This is a genomic window from Streptomyces curacoi (assembly GCF_001513975.1).
Classification (GTDB): domain Bacteria; phylum Actinomycetota; class Actinomycetes; order Streptomycetales; family Streptomycetaceae; genus Streptomyces; species Streptomyces curacoi.
Window position 1 is genome coordinate 38830 of record NZ_KQ947990.1, and the last position, 16807, is coordinate 55636.

Below are 16807 nucleotides of genomic sequence, written 5' to 3' on the forward strand. Positions count from 1 at the left end.
AGGAGCGGGCAAAGGGAAACCAGAAAGTAACCATGAACCCTCTGTCGCGCTACGCGCGTTGACTCTAGGCTGCGCCCGACGGGGCCATGTCACTTTCGACCCACAGGGGGGCGTATGCCAGCCAAGTCCCAGGCGCATCAGCGCCGCAGACGCCGTACTCATCTTCTCCTCGCCGGAGCGGCCGGGCTCGTGACCGCCGGCACGCTGGCCGCGGCGCTCCCCGCGACGGCGACCGCGGACGAGACCTCCGAGAAGCACGGCGGCGGTCACACCTACAGCCGCTACCAGGACGTCCAGCTGCTGTCCTTCAACGACCTGCACGGCAACCTGGAGCCGCCGGCCGGTTCCTCCGGCCGGGTCACCGAGATCCAGCACGACGGCACGACCAAGACCGTCGACGCGGGCGGCGTGGAGTACCTCGCCACGCACCTGCGCCAGGCCCGCGAGGGCAAGAAGTACTCCATCACCGCGGCCGGCGGCGACATGGTCGGCGCCTCCCCGCTGATCTCGGGCCTCTTCCACGACGAGCCCACCATCGAGGCGCTGAACAAGCTCGACCTGGACGTCACCTCGGTCGGCAACCACGAGTTCGACGAGGGCGCGCGCGAACTGGCCCGCCTCCAGAACGGCGGCTGCCACCCGAAGGACGGCTGCTACACGGACGAGGGCTTCGCGGGCGCGGACTTCCCGTACCTCGCCGCGAACGTCCTCGACGAGAAGACCGGCAAGCCGATCCTCAAGCCCTACTGGGTGTGGAAGAAGAGGGACGTCAAGATCGGCTTCATCGGTGTGACCCTTGAGGACACGCCGGGTGTCGTCTCCGCGGACGGCGTCAAGGGCCTGAAGTTCAAGGACGAGGTCGAGACGATCAACAAGTACGCCAAGGCGCTCCAGCGTCAGGGCGTGAAGTCCATCGTCGCCCTCATCCACGAGGGCGGGGCCCCGGCGTCGACGGCGTACAACTACAACTGCGACGCGCCGGGCGCGGGCGACGGCATCTCCGGCCCGATCGTCGACATCGCCAAGAACATCACGCCGCAGGTCGACGCGCTGGTCACCGGCCACACGCACGCCGCGTACGTGTGCACCGTCAACGACCCGGCGGGCAAGCCCCGCATGGTGACGTCGGCGGCGTCCTTCGGCCGCCTCTACACGGACACGACCCTGACGTACGACCGTTGGACGGGTGACATCGCCCGTACGTCCGTGAAGTCGGCGAACCACGTGGTCACCCGGGACGTCCCCAAGGCGCCCGACATGACCGAGCTGATCGGCAAGTGGAACACCCTCGCGGCGCCCATCGGCAACCGCGCGATCGGCTACATCTCCGCCGACATCCCCAACACCGGCACCGAGTCCCCGATGGGCGACCTCATCGCGGACGCGCAGCTGGCGTACGGCAAGGAGCTGGACCCGGAGACGGACCTGGCGCTGATGAACCCGGGCGGCGTCCGGGCGGGCCTCACCTACACGGCCAAGGGCAGTGAGGGCGACGGCGTGGTCACCTACGCCGAGGGCTTCACCGTGCAGCCGTTCTCCAACACCGTGAACCTGCAGGACTTCACCGGCGCCCAGCTCATCCAGATCCTCAAGGAGCAGGTGAGCGGCGGGAACGCGAGCGCGCCGAAGATCCTCCAGCCGTCGTCGGGCCTGACGTACACGCTGGACCTGACCAAGGCGGGCGCGGACCGGATCGTCGTCGACTCCGTCAAGCTGAACGGCGCGGCCATCGACCCGGCGGCCACCTACCGCGTCGCGACCAACAGCTTCCTCGCGGGCGGCGGCGACGGCATCACCACGCTGGGCCAGGGCACCAACGACCTGGTCGGCGCGGACGACCTGTCGGTGCTGGAGAAGTACCTGACGGCCAACTCCTCGGCGGCGAACCCGATCGCGCCGCCGGCGGCGAACCGGATCACGGTCGTCAGCCAGTGACCGTGAGCTAGATCGCATACCCCCGGTTCGGGTTGCGGGTGGGGGGCGTACGCATGGTCGGATGGACCGATGCGTTCCCCCCACCACATAACGACGCATCCCTATTCGAATCCCTACGAGGAACTCGGCCGCCTGGACGACAGTCCGCTGGACGGGTTCCTCCAGGACGAGGTGCCGGAAGAGCGGGACGAGGCGGCGGCCCTGGACGATCCCTGGGCCCCGCCCAACCACCGCCGAGGCGGCCGCCGCCGTCGGCGCGGTCGCTTCACGGGGCTTCCGCTCGCGATGAAGGCGGTGGTGGGCCTCGTCGTCCTCGCCGCCTTCCTCGTCCTCGCCGACCGCTGGGCCCTCCTCTATGCCGAGCGCAGGGCGGCGGACGCGCTCAAGGACCGCCTCGATCTGGCCGCGGCTCCCGAGGTGGAGATCGGCGGCTTCCCCTTTCTCACCCAGCTCACCGACGAGCGGCTCGACTCGGTGAAGGTGACGGTGCCCGACGTGGCCGCCGACCGGGTCTCGCTCGCGCAGGTGACGGCGACGGCGAGGGACGTACGGCTGGACACCGACGGCATCGGGTCGGTGCGCGGCGCCGACATCCCCCACCTGGAGGGCGACGTCCTCCTCTCCTTCGCGGACCTCAACCGTGAACTCGGCGCCTCCCAGGTGACCTTCACGGGCGAGGGCCGCGACCGTGTCCGGGCGCGCGGCACCCTGCCGGTCGCCGGGCACGACCTGCGCCTGCGCGCCGAGGCCCGCATCGTGCGCGAGGGCGACCGCGGCATCGCCACGCACATCGGCGGCATGCGCCTGGACATCGGGGACCTGGCCACGTACCGCCCCGGCGTCCGCGCCTCGGAGGGCCTGCACCTGAGCCCCGGCTCGGTGGCCCGCCTCGCCCAGGAGACCCGCAAGGCGAAGGCGCTCCTGTCGATCCCGTCGGTCGTACGTCGTCTGGGGGTGCCCGACTCCGCCGTCCGCGAGGCCCTGCGCAACGAGGACAAGCTCGCCGCCCTGACCGGCACCCCGCGCTTCGCCCACCGCGCGATGCAGCTCAACCTCATCGACCTGGCCCTCGACCACCCCGAACTCCTCCAGTTCCTCGGCTTCGACCCGGCCCTGCTCGACGCCCTGCCCCGCCTCACCCGCCCGGTCCTCACCGACCAGCTGTCCCTGGGCTTCCGGCTGCCCGAGCCGCCGAGCGGCACGCTGCGGCTGCGGGATGTGCGGGTGGAGAAGGACGGGATAAGGGTGCGGCTGGAAGGTGCGGGGCTGGAGGTCGGCCGCCCCCGCTGATGCCCGGCTCGTCGAGGTGGTCGAGGTGGTCGAGGCGGTGTGCGTGCTCGCGGTCATCGGTCCGGGCGGGTGGGAGATCTCCGCCGGCCGTATGGCCCTCGGCCAACTCCTGGCCTTCGCCGCCTTCCTCGGCTACCTCTACCCGCCGGTCCCCAACCTCGGCCGGCTGAGCCTCACCCTCACCGCCGCCCCGGCCGGCGCCCAGCGCCTCGGCGAGATCCTGGACGCCGAGCCGGCCGTCGCCGACCCCGCCCGGCCGGTCCCCGAGTGGCCGGTGCGCGGCCGGGTCGGCTTCCACGGCGTGTCCTTCCGCTACCCGGGCGCCGCCAGGGAGCCGCTGACCGATCTGACCTTCACCGCCGCCCCGGCGAGCTGGTGATCATCACGGGCGCGAGCGGCGCCGGCAAGTCGCGCGAAACATCGCTCCGCTCCCGCAGGAGACGCTCCTCCTCAACGGCACCATCCGCGAAAACATCGAGTGCGGCCGGTCCGGTGCGAGCGACGCGGACATCGCGCGTGCGGCGGCGGCGCACGACTTCATCGCCGCGCTCCCCGAGGGCACGACACCCGCATCGCCCCCGGCACGGCCGCGCTCTCCGGCGGTCAGCTGAAGCGGATCACGATCGCCCGCGCGATGCTGCGGGCCGCTCCCGTCCTGGTCCTGGACGAACCGACGGCCGGGCTCGACTCGGTGGCCGCCCGTCAGGTCGTACAGCCGTTGCGGCGGCTGGTGTCCGGTCGTACGACGATCCTGATCACCCATGATCCGAGCCTGGCGCCGGATGCGGACAGGGTGCTGGTCGTGGACGGCGGCCGGTTGATGGAGGCCGGCACACACGCGGAGCCGGTGGCGCGGGGCGGGGCGTATGCGCGGCTGGCCGGGCCCACGCCGGGGGCGTTGACGGAGGACACCCTCGTCCTCAGGCGGTGAGCGGTCCGCGCCCCCGGACGTGACGGCGTCAGACGACCCGGCGCACCCGCTGCGTGGTCAGGTCATAGCGGGCCCCGACGATGGCCAGCTTGCCGGCGTCGACCTTCGCGGCGAGGTCCGGTTCCGCGGCGAGGCGGGCGCGGACGGCTCGTACGTTGGCGTCGACGGTCGAGTCGACGCGGGCGTCGCCCTCCTTGGTGCGGTCTATGTTCGGCGCTATCGCGTCGGCGATGTACTGGATGTGGGCCGGCAGCCGCCCGCCGGTCCCGTCCGCCTGGACCGCGGCCTTCACCGCGCCGCACGACTGGTGCCCGAGCACCAGCACCAGGGGGATGTCCAGTTCGAGCACGCCGTAGGCGACGCTGCCGAGCACGGCCTCGTCCAGGACCTCGCCGGCGGAGCGCACGGTCATCAGGTCGCCGAGGCCCTGGTCGAAGACCAGCTCCGGGGGGACGCGGGAGTCGATGCAGCCGAGGACGACGGCGAAGGGGTGCTGACTCGACGTCAGGCTCTGCCGCACGGTGGGCGACTCGTCCGGGTGCCGCTCGCGGAAGGTGCTCCAGCGCCGGTTGCCGGCCGCGAGCTCCCGCAGGGCTTCCTCGGGGGTACTGGGGCGGTGACGGGAGCCGGCGGCGGGGGTGGTGGCCGGGGCGGCGGAGGCGGAGGCCGTACCGAGGGCGGCGGTGGTTCCCAGTGCGGCGGCCCCGGTCAGCCCGGCCCGCAGGAGTGCGCGGCGGGCGAGCGAGGGGAGAGCGAACCGCTTGTGGGCGGAGGTGGTCGGCTCGGGGCCGACGGATCTGTCAGAGTTCACGGCCCGGAACGTACGCTCGAAGCCTCGCCCGAACGTTCACGTTGCTGAATCATGGCCGGGCGCGGGGAACTCATGAGCGAGCGTTGGTCTGCTCTTGGTGTTCTCCGGCACCCGCCTTGACCTTCTCCCCGTCGACAGCGGCCCCCGGGACCTGGACGGCCCTACGGGACCCCACGGGCGACCGGAATACCTCTCCAGCTCTTTCACCATCCCCTCCCCATTTCCCCGATCTTTGCGCTCCCTGCAAACAGAGGGACCGGCCGGAACCGCTGGTCACAGCCCCCTGCTTAGATGATCAACGCACGTTCATCCGCACTCGCACATTCACGGGGAATCTCATGCAGAGGCATGTCCTGACCGTCCGCCGCGCCGCCGCCGCGCTCGCCTGCACCGCCGCGCTGGTGTCGCTCACCGCCTGTCAGAACGGCGACGACGCCACCGAGTCCGCAGGCGGCTCCACGCCGTCGAAGGGCGCGGAGGCCAGTCCTGCCGCCGAGCCGAACGGAATCGAGAAGCTCTCCGCCAAGGAGATCTACGACACGGGTCACAAGACCAACGCCGAAGCCGGCTCCTTCCGCGAGCAGTTGACGCGCGGCGACACCAAGACCGATCTGCTGGTCTCCGCCACCGAATGCGTCGGCTCCGTCAAGATGGCGAAGGGCACCTTCGAGGTCATCCGCAAGGGCAAGGACGTCTGGGCCAAGCCCGACGCGACGCTCGCCAAGGGGTTCAACGCGGAGATGGGCACCACGCTCGCCGCCGACAAGTGGCTCCACGGCACGCAGGACCACCCGCTGATGAAGGGCTTCGCCAGCTGGTGCCACCAGGAGCAGTTCGCCGCCCCCGACACGCTCAGCGAGAAGGCGACCAAGGGGAAGGTCACCACGGTGAACGGCCGGCAGGTGGTGCCGGTCGTCATGTCGGCGAAGGGGGAGTCGGTCTCGTGGTACGTGGCGACCACGGGCAAGCCGTACTACGTGGAGCAGGAAAGCACCCGTGACGACATGCAGGACATCGTGTACTCCGACTTCGGCAAGCCGGTAGACGCGCAGGCGCCGTCCGGGCCGGTCGTGGAGGCACCGAAGGAGTAGTCCCGGTCGAGCGGGGCGAAGGCCCGGCGGGCAGGTGCCCGCCGGGCCTTCTCGCGCGACGAGGACTCAGGAAGCGGTGGGCGTCCAGCCCGCCAGCCAGTCCGCGACCTCCTGCCCGGCGGCCTGGGCGTCGGTCAGGTGGGGCCGGTCGGAGCCGGCCGAACCGGCGCCCGCGCCGGTGTTCCTGTACTCGGCGAAGCGGTCGTCCTTCCAGGAGAAGCCGCTCATGTCGGTCCAGGGAGCGGTCCTGATCGCGGCGCTCAGGCTGGTGTTGCGGACCGTCGTCTGCGGATCGAGGGACGCGTCGCCGCCCGCGTGCCAGGGGCGGCCGAGGTAGAAGCTCCGGTCGGACACATCGCCGTTGACGGTCGAGTTGGCGATCAGGATGCCCTTGCGGTCGGCGGCCGTGCTGGGGGCGGTGACATAGCCGGCCGACGTGCCGTTCCAGCGCTTCTTCAGGGTGATGACGGACCGGTCGATCACGGCCGTCGCCCGGCCGAAGATGAAGTCGACGTTGCCGACGACGTAGGAGTTGGTCATGTAGACCCGGCCCAGCCTGTCCTTCGCCGCCGTGTCCAGCAGCAGGGTGTCCTGGTCGCCGTTGACGATGATCCCGTCGAGGAACACCTTGTCGGATGCGGTGCGCAGGGCGACGGCCTGATGGCCGCTCAGGTTCTGGTTCGCCTTCTCGTCGAAGTCGTTGGTGATCGTGAGGTTGCGGGCCTGGAAGTCGTCCGCCTCGACGGCGACGGTGGCGCTGCCACCGGTGCCGTAGGTGCCGCCGCCCGGCTTGGGCGTGCCGGCCGCGTTGTTGTAGACGATCACCGTGTCCTTACGGCTGCCGCCGGTGCCCTGGATGGTGACGTGCGGCTTGTTGGCGGGGACCTTCACCGTCTCGCGGTACGTGCCCGGCTTCACGGCGATCACGACCCGCGACGGGTTGTTCGCCGGTACGGCGTTCACGGCCGCCTGCACGGTCGAGTACTGGCCGCTGCCGTCCTTGGCGACGGTGAGGGTCGTCGCGGCCTTGGTGGCGGCCGTCGTACCTGTCGTACCGGTCGTACCGGTCGTACCTATGGAACCCCTGGGCCCCGCCCCCGACCTGAGCAGTGCGGGCACATCGGCCGTCCGGTCGAGGGTGTAGCCGTAGTAGCTCTTCGGGTCGAAGGCGGTACCACCGCTCTCGTTGCGCCCGCTGGTGCCGACGAACGTGTTGCCCTTCTGGACGACGGCGGCCGTGCTGTCCTTGGTGACCGGGTTGTTCATGCCCTGGAAGTAGGAGTTCTCCAGGACCATCCTGGTCCTGCCGCGCGAGTAGTTGCCGTAGGAGGACTTGATGGTCGTCCCGGCCACGTCCTCCAGGAAGTTGTTGTAGAGGTGCGCGTGGGCGGCGTTGTCCGTGGACGGGTTGCGCTGCTCGGTCTCGCGGAACCAGTTGTGGTGGACCGTGATGTCCGTCTTGACGTTCTCGGTCCAGCCGATGCCGAAGGTCTTGTTGTTGTCGCTCAGCTTGTTCCAGGAAACGGTCACATTCGTGCTGTCCTTGCGCACGTCGATGAGCCCGTCGGCCATGTGCCGCAGATCGTTGTGGTCGATCCAGATGTGATGGGCCCCGTCCATCTGGATCGCGTCGAAGTCGTGGTCCTTGTCGTTCCAGACGCCCTGGTACGAGTCGCGGATGGTCAGGTTGCGGATGACGACGTTGTGGACCCCTTGGCCGAGGAAGAAGCCACCGCCGACGATCTGCCCGGTGGTCCCGGCCCCGACGATGGTCTTGTCCGACTGGACCTTGATCTCCTTGCCGACCGGGTTCATGTTGATGGTCCCGGCGACGACGATGACGTAGGGCTGCGTGGCCGTGGCGTACTTCTCCAGGTCGGCCTGCGTCTTCACGGTCACGATCTGACCGTCCCGGCCGCCGTAGGTGCCGTTCTGGCCGAGCGAGTTGACGGACGCGAAGCCGTCGGCGGTGGCGGTGGCCCAGGCGGGGGCGGCGGTGGTCGCGGCGGACGCGGTGCGCTGGGCGTCCTCACCGAGGAGTCCGAGGTCCGTGCCGTAGGCCATGGTCCCGGCGGCGGTCAGGGCGAGCGGGACCGCGACCGCCAGGGCCTTCCGGTTTCTGCGGTGACGTGCCTTTCCGGGCTGTTCACTCATGCGGCGATCCGTTCCGTGCGGGGGATGGTTGCTCCGAGGTTCGGTCGCCGCCCGGCGCGGAAAGGTTGCCAGTCATCCGGGCACCACTTGTTGTCGTGTCCGGTGCGCCCGGTGCCGACGGCTCTTCGGTGACGCTCCTGCGGAGACCTCCTCTCCGGGGGTACGGCGCAGGTCGGCGTCGATGCCGTACGCGGTGATCCGGAGGGCGCTCTACTGCGGCTCGGCGGGAGGCGGTGTGGGTGCCCCCGGCAGTCGTACGGTCGCCACCGTGCCGCCGTCCTCCGCGCGGGCCAGGGTGACCTGGCCGCCGGCCTGCTCGAGGGTGCGGGCCACGATCGACAGGCCGAGTCCGGATCCGGGCAACGCCCGCGCTGAGGGGGAGCGCCAGAAGCGGTCGAAGACGTGGGGGAGTTCGTCGGCGGCGATGCCGGGGCCGTGGTCGCGGACGGTGAGGACGCCGTCGTTCAGTGCGACCTCGATCGTGCCGCTCTCCGGGCTGAACTTCACCGCGTTGTCGAGGATGTTGACCACCGCGCGCTCCAGCGCCGCCGGTTCCGCGCGGACGTACCAGGGCTGGAGGTCGGCGGTGATCGTCAGCTCCGGGCCGCGCAGCCGTGCCCGGCGCAGGGCCGCCTCGACGGTGTCCTCCAGCGAGATCACCTGGATGCGCTCACCGCGCTGGCCCTCCGAGCGGGACAGCTCCTGCAGGTCGCCGATCAGGGCGGCCAGTTCGGTCATCTGCGCCTTGACGGAGGCGAGGAGCGCCTTGCGGTCGGCCTCCGGGATGGGGCGGCCCGTCTCCTCGCTGCGGGTGAGGAGTTCGATGTTGGTGCGCAGGGAGGTGAGGGGGGTGCGGAGCTCGTGGCCGGCGTCCGCGATGAGCTGTTGCTGGAGTTCGCGGGAGCTGGCCAGGGCGGAGGTCATGGAGTTGAAGGAGCGGGTGAGGCGGGCCACCTCGTCCTCGGAGTCGTCCTCGACGGGGATGCGGATCTTCAGGTCCTCGGTACGGGCGACGTGTTCGACCGCTTCGGTGAGCTTGTCGACGGGACGCAGGCCCGCCCGGGCCACGGCCAGGCCGGCCGCCCCCGCGCCGATGACGCCGACGCCGGAGACGAGGAGCAGGATCAGGGCGAGCTCGTTGAGGGTGGACTGCGTGCCATGGAGAGGGGTCGCGAGGAGTACGGCGACACGCTGTCCGTCGGATGAGTCGGTGCCCACGAACACGGTGAGGGCGCGTACGGCGTCGCCGTCGTCGTCGGTGCCGTTGCGGATGATGTAGTTGCCGGTCTTCGTCGCGTCGGCGAGGAAGTGCCGGTCGCGGTCGGTGACCTTGACCGTGCCCTTGGAGAACGGGGTGACGCAGGGGTCCCCCTCTTCCTTGAACATCTGGACGTAGTTGTTCGAGACAGGGCCTCGGGAGTTCTCCAGCGGACTCGTGGAGCACTCGCTGAGGACCTGACCGAGGATGCCGGGCCGGTTCGCCATCTGCTCCAGGTCCTCGTCGACCTGGTCGTACAACTTCCCCTGCACGATGAACCAGCACGTCACCGAGACCGCGGCCACCGCGAACGCCACCGCCGCCGCCACCAGCAACGCCAGCCGCGACCGGATCGGCAGCGACCGGAACCGGCGCAGAACCTTGTTCACTCCGCCCCGCCCTGCCGCAGCACATACCCCACGCCCCGGACCGTGTGCACGAGCCGCGGCTCGCCGCCCGCCTCGGTCTTGCGGCGCAGGTACATGACGTACACGTCCAGCGAGTTCGACGACGGCTCGAAGTCGAAGCCCCACACCGCCTTCAGGATCTGCTCCCTGGTCAGCACCTGGCGCGGATGCGCCATGAACATCTCCAGCAGCGTGAACTCGGTACGGGTCAGCTCCACCTGCCGTCCGCCCCGCGTCACCTCCCGCGTCGCGAGGTCCATGCGCAGGTCCGCGAAGGAAAGCGCCTCGTCCTCGTCGGCCGGGCTCGCACCGGCCGCCGCCGCGTACGAGCTGCGCCGCAGCAGCGCGCGGACCCGGGCGAACAGCTCGTCCAGTTCGAAGGGCTTCACGAGGTAGTCGTCGGCGCCCGCGTCCAGACCCGTCACACGGTCGCCGACCGTGTCGCGGGCCGTCAGCATCAGGATCGGCGTCGTGTCACCGGCGCCGCGGATGCGGCGGGCCGCGGTCAGGCCGTCCATGCGGGGCATCTGGATGTCCAGGACCACCAGGTCGGGCCGGTAGGCCGTCGCTTTCTCCAGGGCGTCGGCGCCGTCGACCGCGACCTCGGTGTCGTACCCCTCGAACGCGAGGCTGCGCTGGAGTGCCTCGCGCACCGCCGGCTCGTCGTCGACGATCAGGATGCGCTGGGGGTCACGGTCGCCATCGGCGGGGCTCATGGGCTCGGGATCCTCGGGTGCGGTGGGACGGGGGGCTGACAGGGGCTGAAGGGGGGGCTGAACGCCTTCAGCGTCGCACGTTCTCAGCCTCGTACGGTACGGCGGCGGGCGCGGGCCGACGCGCCCCGGCGGCCCGCGCCGAGGCGGGCGGCAGCCACCTCCGGCGCCCGGGGCGTCGGGATGTGCAGCCCACCGGCGATCGCCAGGGCCAGGGCGAAGTCGGCCGGGCCGGTGCCGGACGCGGGGTGCTCGACCTGCTTGATCATCACGTGCTCCTTCAGCTCTGCGAGCCCGAGCGCAGGGTGCTCAGGTCGGACTTGACGGTGTTGATCGGGATGGCGAAGCCGAGACCCTGGCTGCCGGCCTCCGAGGAGTTCGAGGCGGACGAGTACATCGCGGAGTTGATGCCGATGATGTCGCCGTTCATGTCGATCAGCGCACCGCCGGAGTTGCCGGGGTTCAGGGAGGCGTCCGTCTGGATCGCCTTGTACGTCGTGGTCGACGAGCCGGTGTCGCCGTTGAACTCCTGGCCGCCGAACTCGAACGGCCAGCCGCCGCCCGGCTGCTGTTGCTGCTGACCCTCGTCGGTCGAGACGGTCACGTCACGGTCCAGGGCGGAGACGATGCCGCTGGTGACGGTGCCGGTCAGGCCCTCGGGGGAGCCGATCGCCACGACCGTGTCGCCGACCTGGACCCCGTCGGAGTTGCCGAGCGTCGCGGCCTTCAGCCCGGACGCGCCCTCCAGCTTGATCAGCGCGAGGTCCTTCTTGCTGTCGGTGCCGACGACCTTGGCGGTGTACTCCTTGCCGTCGCTGGTCGTCACCTTGATCGAGGAGGCGCCGGAGATGACGTGGTTGTTGGTGATGATCTCGCCGTCGCCGGTGATGATCACGCCGGAGCCGGTGGACTCACCGGAGTTCGTGGTGGCGTTGATCTCGACGATGCTCGGGCTGACCGCCGAGGCGATCGCGGAGATGTCGCCCTTCTTGCTGGACGGCAGCACGCTCGTGGTGGTGCTGCCGGCGGAGGCGACGGTGTCGTTGCCGGTCAGCTCCTGGATGCCGTACGCCGTGCCGCCCCCGATCGCCGCGGCGACGATCGCCACGGCGGCGAGGAGGGCGACGGGGCCGCGGTTACGGCGCCGTGCCCTCGGCGGCTGGGCGACGGGCTCGGTGAGGAGAGCGGTGGGGGCTCCGCCGGCCGCCTGGAACGTGGGCTCGTGCGCCGGCGGGGGCGGCCACTCCGGGTTCACGGGGGAAGAGGCGTGCTGCTGGGCGCCCTGGGAGGGGTTCGTGTACTGCTCGTACTCGCCGTCGCGGCGGAAGCTCTCGGTCATGCCAATGAGCTTGTCGCCCGACCATGAGAGCTCCCTGAGTGCTCCCTGAGAAGCCCGGCAGAACCTCGTATGCCCGATATAAAGCCCCCGCTGGCCGTGGGCGGGTGTGACTCTCAGAGAACGCTCAGAGAAGCTCTCCAGGGGCGCGGGGAACTGCGCGAGAAACCACAGACGGCCGAAGGCCGCACGCCCCCAGAACCCCCCGAGCTCTCAGGCGCACCCACAGGACCGCCGCACGACCAACCGCGACGGGAACACCTTCAACCGCTCCCGCCGGGACCCGGCGACCCGCAGCCCGTCGTCGAGCACAAGATCCACCGCGGCCCGGGCCATCGCCGACCGGTCCGACGCGACAGTCGTCAGCGGAGGATCCGCGAGCGCCGCTTCCTTGATGTCGTCGAACCCGGCGACGGCGAGCTGCCCCGGCACATCGATCCGCAGCTCACGCGCCGCGCGCAGGACGCCGATCGCCTGGTCGTCGGTGGAGCAGAAGATCGCGGGCGGCCGGTTCGGCCCGGAGAGGATGTCGAGCGCCACGCGGTAGGCGTCGTAGCGGTTGTACGGCGCCTCGAACAGCCGGCCCTCGGTGGGGATCTTGGCCTCGGCCATCGCGCGCCGCCAGCCCTCGACGTGGTCGGAGACCGGGTCGCCGACGGCGGGGGTCTCGGCGGTGCCGCCCATACAGGCGACGTAGTCGTAGCCGTGCTCCAGCAGGTGGCGTACGGCGAGCTGGGCGCCGCCCAGGTCGTCGGTGACGACGGCGACGTCGTCGATGGCCTCCGGCCGCTCGTGCAGCAGCACCACCCGGGCGTCCCAGGCCTCGATCTCGGCGGCGGCCAGGTCGTTCAGGGCGTGGGAGACGAGGATGAGTCCCGAGACGCGCATGCCGAGGAACGCCCGCAGATAGTGGACCTCGCGCTCACCGACGTAGTCGGAGTTGCCGACGAGCACCATCTTGCCGCGCTCGGCGGCGGCCCACTCGACCGCGTGCGCCATCTCCCCGAAGAAGGGCTGGCGCGCGTCCGGCACGATCAGGCCTATGAGATCCGTGCGCCGCGAGGCCATCGCCTGGGCCACCCGGTCGGGACGGTAGCCCAGCTCCTTGATCGCGGCGAGGACACGCTCGCGCGTGGCCGGGGCGACCGGCCGGGGTCCGTTGTTGATGACATAGCTGACGACGGCAGTGGAGGTCCCTGCCAGTCGTGCCACGTCATCCCGAGTCACCTTGGCCACGCGCGGAGTCTACGCGGATGGACCCGCTCTGGGCAGGGCGTGAAGGAGCTTCCCCGTCGCCCGGCTGTCACCGCGCACTGCGCAGGCGACGCCGGTGCGCCCCGTCCGAGCGTCCGCATATGCCTTTCTACGCCTCGGCCCGGATCTCGGTGCCGTCCAGAGCGGCCGTCTCGTCCGCGTCCTCCGGCTTTGCCCGGTTCTCCTTGGCCTTCGCCTCGCTGGAGGACCGGTCGGCCTTCTCTGGGGTAACGAATCGATAACCGACGTTCCGGACGGTTCCGATGAGCGACTCGTGCTCGGGGCCGAGCTTGGCGCGCAGCCGTCGTACATGGACGTCGACGGTCCGCGTGCCACCGAAGTAGTCGTAGCCCCAGACCTCCTGGAGCAGCTGCGCGCGCGTGAAGACACGGCCCGGGTGCTGGGCGAGGTACTTCAGGAGCTCGAACTCCTTGAAGGTCAGGTCGAGGACCCGGCCCTTGAGCTTGGCGGAGTACGTCGCCTCGTCGACCGACAGATCACCGTTGCGGATCTCCATGGGGGAGTCGTCGTTGACGATCTGCTGGCGGCCCATGGCGAGCCGCAGCCGGGCCTCGACCTCTGCGGGACCCGCGGTGTCCAGCAGTACGTCGTCGATGCCCCAGTCCGCGGTCACGGCGGCGAGCCCGCCCTCCGTCACGACGAGGACGAGCGGGCAGCCGGGGCCGGTCGAGCGCAGCAGCTGGCACAGGCTGCGGACCTGGGGCAGGTCGCGCCGGCCGTCGATGAGGATGACGTCGGCGCCCGGGGTGTCGACGAGCGCGGGCCCTTCCGCCGGTGCCACGCGCACGTTGTGCAGCAGCAGGCCGAGAGCCGGAAGCACCTCCGTCGACGGCTGGAGGGCATTGGTCAGGAGCAGCAGAGAACTCATACGTCTGGTTCCTCCTCGGTCCCTGCGAGGACGTGTGCGGTACGGAACTGCTCTGCGATCCCGAAAGGCCCCGTACACCTGCGGTCACCTGCGGTTTCCCGCGTCGTATACAACGCTTCCGAAAGCACAAAAGGACCCGGGGGCTACGCTGCCCGAGTCCTCTGCCCAGCAGAATAGCCCACATGAGCAACGGTCCGGCAGGTCATGTGGCACGATCGACGGTTCGTCCGAACTCTGAGACAACCAGACGTACACCTTTGCGGACGTTTCTGCACACCGACGACGGTGTGACGATCGATTCCGTATACGACCCGGGTGCCGTTGTATACGACTCCTCGCGGCCAACTGCCGTTGACCTGGTGTTCGTCGTCGCCCACGGCTTCACGGGCGATGTGGACCGGCCGCATGTGCGACGGGTGGCCAAGGCCTTCGCCCGGCACGGGGCCGTCGTCACCTTCTCGTTCCGTGGGCACGGGGCGTCCGGCGGGCGCTCCACCGTCGGCGACCGTGAGGTGCTCGACCTGGTGGCGGCGGTGCGCTGGGCCCGCGCACTCGGGCACGCGCGCGTGGCGACCGTCGGCTTCTCCATGGGCGGCTCGGTGGTGCTGCGGCACGCGGCGTTGCACGGGGAGTTGTCCGGCGAGAGGGGCGGGGAGGCCGGTGACGGCGGGGCGCGTACGGACGCGGTGGTGTCGGTGAGCGCGCCGGCGCGCTGGTACTACCGGGGCACGCCCCCCATGCGCCGTCTGCACTGGCTGGTGACCCGGCCCGAGGGGCGCCTGGTGGGCCGCTACGGATTCCGTACCCGGATCCACCACCGGGACTGGAACCCGGTGCCGATGTCGCCCGTGGAGGCGGTACCGAGGATCGCGCCGACGCCGCTGCTGGTGGTGCACGGCGACCGGGACGGCTACTTCCCCCTCGACCACCCCCGCATGCTCGCCGAGGCGGCCGGTGACCACGGCGAACTCTGGCTGGAGCCGGGGATGGGCCACGCCGAGCACGCGGCGGCCGACGACCTGCTGGGCCGGATCGCGGACTGGGCTGTCGCACAGGGCGGCTAGCCTGACGGTGTACACAGCCGGGTGTGCACAGCCGATTGATTGAGGAACCGGATGCCAAAGGTCACGGTGCGCTACTGGGCCGCCGCGAAGGCCGCGGCCGGAATCGCCGAGGAGCCGCTGGAGGCGGCCACGCTCGCCGAGGCGCTCGACGCCGCACGCGAGCGACACCCCGGTGAACTCGTCCGCGTCCTGCAGCGATGCTCGTTCCTCGTCGACGGTGACCCCGTGGGCACCCGCGGACATGAGACGGTACGGCTGGCCGACGGCGGCACGGTCGAGGTGCTCCCGCCGTTCGCAGGAGGGTGACGATGACCGACCAGCCGTACGAGGGGCACGACGGGTACGACGGGTACGACCCGTACCGGCAGCAGACGCCGCAGGCCTGGCCCGGGCAGCAGCACGGGTACGACGATCCGCAGGCCGATGCCCAGCAGTACACCCAGCAGTGGCAGGGACAGACCTGGGAGACACAGGTGCAGCCGCCGGTGGCGCCGGCCCCGGGTCCGGAGACGGCGTATGTGCCGCCGCAGCAGGGAGCGCCCCAGCAGGCGGCCGGGGCGTACGGGGAGTACCGGGGCGGGGATGCGTCCGGGTACCAGACGGCGGGCTGGGACGGCATGCCGCAGGGCCAGGCCCAGCAGGCGCAGGCCCAGCACGCCCAGGGTCGGCACGCCCAGGGCCGGCAGTCTCACGTCCAGCCTCACGGGCACGCCCCGTTCCAGTCCCAGTCCCAGGCGCAGCACCGGAGCCGGACGCGGACTCAGGCGCCCCAGCCCGAGCCGGCCGAGACCGAAGCAGAGCCGGGCGACGGCCCCGACTACGGTCCCGCGACCGTCGCCGACAACGCCCGTGTGACGGACGCTCAGCGGGCCCGGCTGGAGGGCCGTTCCCCGATCATCGAGCCGGGGATGCAGCCGGCCGCGCTCACGGCGCTGCTCGGGCTGCTGCTCTCGGCGTCGGCGGCCATCGGGTCGTACGCCCTTCTCGTGCCCCTCGTCGTCCTGCAGGCCGTGACGGCGGCGGGCTGGTTCCGGCTGAACGGCATGTGGCCGGCCCGGCAGGGCATCGCGCTGGCCTTCGCGGGCGCGCTGACGGCGGACGTGGCGCTGCTGGCGGCCGACCGCGCACCGGCGGCGATCCTCGGCACGCTGGGCGTGTGGGTGCTGCTGGCCCTGGTGCTGCAGCTCCGTTCGCACGCCGATCCCGACGAGCGGATGTACGGCCTGATGGCGACGGTCGCCTCGGCCGCGCTGTCGATCGTCGCGGCGGGGTATCTCGCGGCTGACGCGGACGCGGTGACGGTGGGGGCGTTGGCGGTCGCCGTGGCGGTCGTGGCCCGTGCGTTGCCGTTGCCGACTCCGGCCTCCGTGGTCGTCTCGTTGCTCGCTGCGGCGGGGGCGGGGATCGCCGGCGGGGCGATGACGGGAGTGGGGTCGGGCGGGGCGCTGCTCGGGGCGGGGGCGGCCGTGTGCGCGCTGATCGGGCACCGGGTGGCGAGCTACGACTATCCGTCGCGGTTCGTCCACTTCACGGCGGGCGTGGCTCTGCCGTTGGCGGCTGCGGCGCCGGTGGTGTACGTGCTGGGGCGGGCGCTGGTCTGAGGCCGGGCGTTTCCTCGCCCCCGCCGCCCCTACCCGTCCCATCCTCCAGGGGCTCCGCCCCTTCGACCCCGGG

The 16807-nt window shown here is 71.0% G+C and carries 14 protein-coding genes and 1 pseudogene; 7 read left to right on the top strand and 8 right to left on the bottom strand.

The features are described from left to right. Positions 1–114: 114 nt before the first annotated feature. The 3 genes and pseudogenes from AQI70_RS23230 to AQI70_RS37680 all read left to right on the top strand — a co-directional run. Positions 115–1935, top strand: coding sequence for a bifunctional metallophosphatase/5'-nucleotidase (locus tag AQI70_RS23230; RefSeq protein ID WP_062153196.1), 1821 nt, complete (start codon positions 115–117; stop codon positions 1933–1935). Between the two features lie 69 nt (positions 1936–2004). Next, positions 2005–3225: an LmeA family phospholipid-binding protein gene (locus tag AQI70_RS23235; RefSeq protein ID WP_062153198.1), complete on the top strand. Its 1221-nt coding sequence runs from the start codon at positions 2005–2007 to the stop codon at positions 3223–3225. Next, positions 3191–4156 (top strand): annotated as a pseudogene (locus AQI70_RS37680) (ATP-binding cassette domain-containing protein); the annotation flags it as partial. The gene AQI70_RS23235 and the pseudogene AQI70_RS37680, both read left to right, overlap by 35 nt. Positions 4157–4184: 28 nt before the next feature. On the opposite strand, the gene AQI70_RS23255 reads toward AQI70_RS37680, so the two are convergent. Next, complete coding sequence (locus tag AQI70_RS23255) at positions 4185–4967, bottom strand: carbonic anhydrase (protein WP_062153206.1); 783 nt, start codon at positions 4965–4967, stop codon at positions 4185–4187. Between the two features lie 338 nt (positions 4968–5305). On the opposite strand from AQI70_RS23255, the gene AQI70_RS23260 reads away from it, so the two are divergent. Beyond that, positions 5306–6058 carry a hypothetical protein gene (locus AQI70_RS23260; RefSeq protein WP_062153208.1) on the top strand — a complete coding sequence of 251 codons (753 nt, stop codon included), beginning with the start codon at positions 5306–5308 and terminating at the stop codon, positions 6056–6058. 66 nt (positions 6059–6124) lie between these two features. On the opposite strand, the gene AQI70_RS23265 is transcribed toward AQI70_RS23260, so the two are convergent. The 7 genes from AQI70_RS23265 to AQI70_RS23295 all read right to left on the bottom strand — a co-directional run bounded on the left by AQI70_RS23265 (position 6125) and on the right by AQI70_RS23295 (position 14069). Continuing rightward, on the bottom strand, positions 6125–8212 hold the full coding sequence (locus AQI70_RS23265) for a pectinesterase family protein (RefSeq protein ID WP_062153210.1): 2088 nt from the start codon (positions 8210–8212) through the stop codon (positions 6125–6127). Between the two features lie 210 nt (positions 8213–8422). Next, positions 8423–9859 (bottom strand): HAMP domain-containing sensor histidine kinase, encoded by a 1437-nt coding sequence (locus tag AQI70_RS23270; protein WP_062153212.1) that lies wholly within the window; start codon positions 9857–9859, stop codon positions 8423–8425. Beyond that, positions 9856–10593 (bottom strand): response regulator transcription factor, encoded by a 738-nt coding sequence (locus AQI70_RS23275; RefSeq protein ID WP_062153214.1) that lies wholly within the window; start codon positions 10591–10593, stop codon positions 9856–9858. The genes AQI70_RS23270 and AQI70_RS23275 overlap by 4 nt, the downstream gene beginning before the upstream one ends. Positions 10594–10676: 83 nt before the next feature. Beyond that, positions 10677–10859, bottom strand: a complete 183-nt coding sequence (locus AQI70_RS23280; protein WP_062153216.1) for a hypothetical protein — start codon at positions 10857–10859, stop codon at positions 10677–10679. 11 nt (positions 10860–10870) lie between these two features. Then, the gene (locus AQI70_RS23285; protein WP_208607423.1) at positions 10871–11929 is read right to left on the bottom strand and encodes a S1C family serine protease; all 1059 of its coding nucleotides are present in this window, start codon (positions 11927–11929) and stop codon (positions 10871–10873) included. Between the two features lie 210 nt (positions 11930–12139). After that, entirely contained in the window at positions 12140–13162 is a 1023-nt protein-coding gene (locus tag AQI70_RS23290; RefSeq protein WP_004000107.1) for a LacI family DNA-binding transcriptional regulator, read from the bottom strand. 127 nt (positions 13163–13289) lie between these two features. Further along, positions 13290–14069 (bottom strand): winged helix-turn-helix transcriptional regulator, encoded by a 780-nt coding sequence (locus AQI70_RS23295; RefSeq protein ID WP_062153221.1) that lies wholly within the window; start codon positions 14067–14069, stop codon positions 13290–13292. A gap of 182 nt (positions 14070–14251) precedes the next feature. On the opposite strand from AQI70_RS23295, the gene AQI70_RS23300 reads away from it, so the two are divergent. Genes AQI70_RS23300 through AQI70_RS23310 form a run of 3 tightly spaced genes read left to right on the top strand, consistent with a single transcriptional unit; the run spans position 14252 to position 16734 of the window. Further along, positions 14252–15133 carry an alpha/beta hydrolase gene (locus tag AQI70_RS23300; RefSeq protein ID WP_208607424.1) on the top strand — a complete coding sequence of 294 codons (882 nt, stop codon included), beginning with the start codon at positions 14252–14254 and terminating at the stop codon, positions 15131–15133. 51 nt (positions 15134–15184) lie between these two features. Then, positions 15185–15439 carry a MoaD/ThiS family protein gene (locus tag AQI70_RS23305; RefSeq protein ID WP_037887855.1) on the top strand — a complete coding sequence of 85 codons (255 nt, stop codon included), beginning with the start codon at positions 15185–15187 and terminating at the stop codon, positions 15437–15439. A 2-nt stretch (positions 15440–15441) separates the two neighbouring features. Next, positions 15442–16734, top strand: a complete 1293-nt coding sequence (locus AQI70_RS23310; RefSeq protein WP_062153225.1) for a hypothetical protein — start codon at positions 15442–15444, stop codon at positions 16732–16734. Positions 16735–16807 lie beyond the last annotated feature (73 nt).

What these genes read in the sequence shown, in the direction of transcription:
- AQI70_RS23265 (WP_062153210.1), bottom strand. Translation starts at nt 8,212, where the DNA reads ATGAGTGAACAGCCCGGAAAGGCACGTCACCGCAGAAACCGGAAGGCC.
- AQI70_RS23285 (WP_208607423.1), bottom strand. Translation starts at nt 11,929, where the DNA reads ATGACCGAGAGCTTCCGCCGCGACGGCGAGTACGAGCAGTACACGAAC.
- AQI70_RS23235 (WP_062153198.1), top strand. Translation starts at nt 2,005, where the DNA reads ATGCGTTCCCCCCACCACATAACGACGCATCCCTATTCGAATCCCTAC.
- AQI70_RS23275 (WP_062153214.1), bottom strand. Translation starts at nt 10,593, where the DNA reads ATGAGCCCCGCCGATGGCGACCGTGACCCCCAGCGCATCCTGATCGTC.
- AQI70_RS23305 (WP_037887855.1), top strand. Translation starts at nt 15,185, where the DNA reads ATGCCAAAGGTCACGGTGCGCTACTGGGCCGCCGCGAAGGCCGCGGCC.
- AQI70_RS23260 (WP_062153208.1), top strand. Translation starts at nt 5,306, where the DNA reads ATGCAGAGGCATGTCCTGACCGTCCGCCGCGCCGCCGCCGCGCTCGCC.
- AQI70_RS23310 (WP_062153225.1), top strand. Translation starts at nt 15,442, where the DNA reads ATGACCGACCAGCCGTACGAGGGGCACGACGGGTACGACGGGTACGAC.
- AQI70_RS23230 (WP_062153196.1), top strand. Translation starts at nt 115, where the DNA reads ATGCCAGCCAAGTCCCAGGCGCATCAGCGCCGCAGACGCCGTACTCAT.
- AQI70_RS23295 (WP_062153221.1), bottom strand. Translation starts at nt 14,069, where the DNA reads ATGAGTTCTCTGCTGCTCCTGACCAATGCCCTCCAGCCGTCGACGGAG.
- AQI70_RS23280 (WP_062153216.1), bottom strand. Translation starts at nt 10,859, where the DNA reads ATGATCAAGCAGGTCGAGCACCCCGCGTCCGGCACCGGCCCGGCCGAC.
- AQI70_RS23300 (WP_208607424.1), top strand. Translation starts at nt 14,252, where the DNA reads ATGAGCAACGGTCCGGCAGGTCATGTGGCACGATCGACGGTTCGTCCG.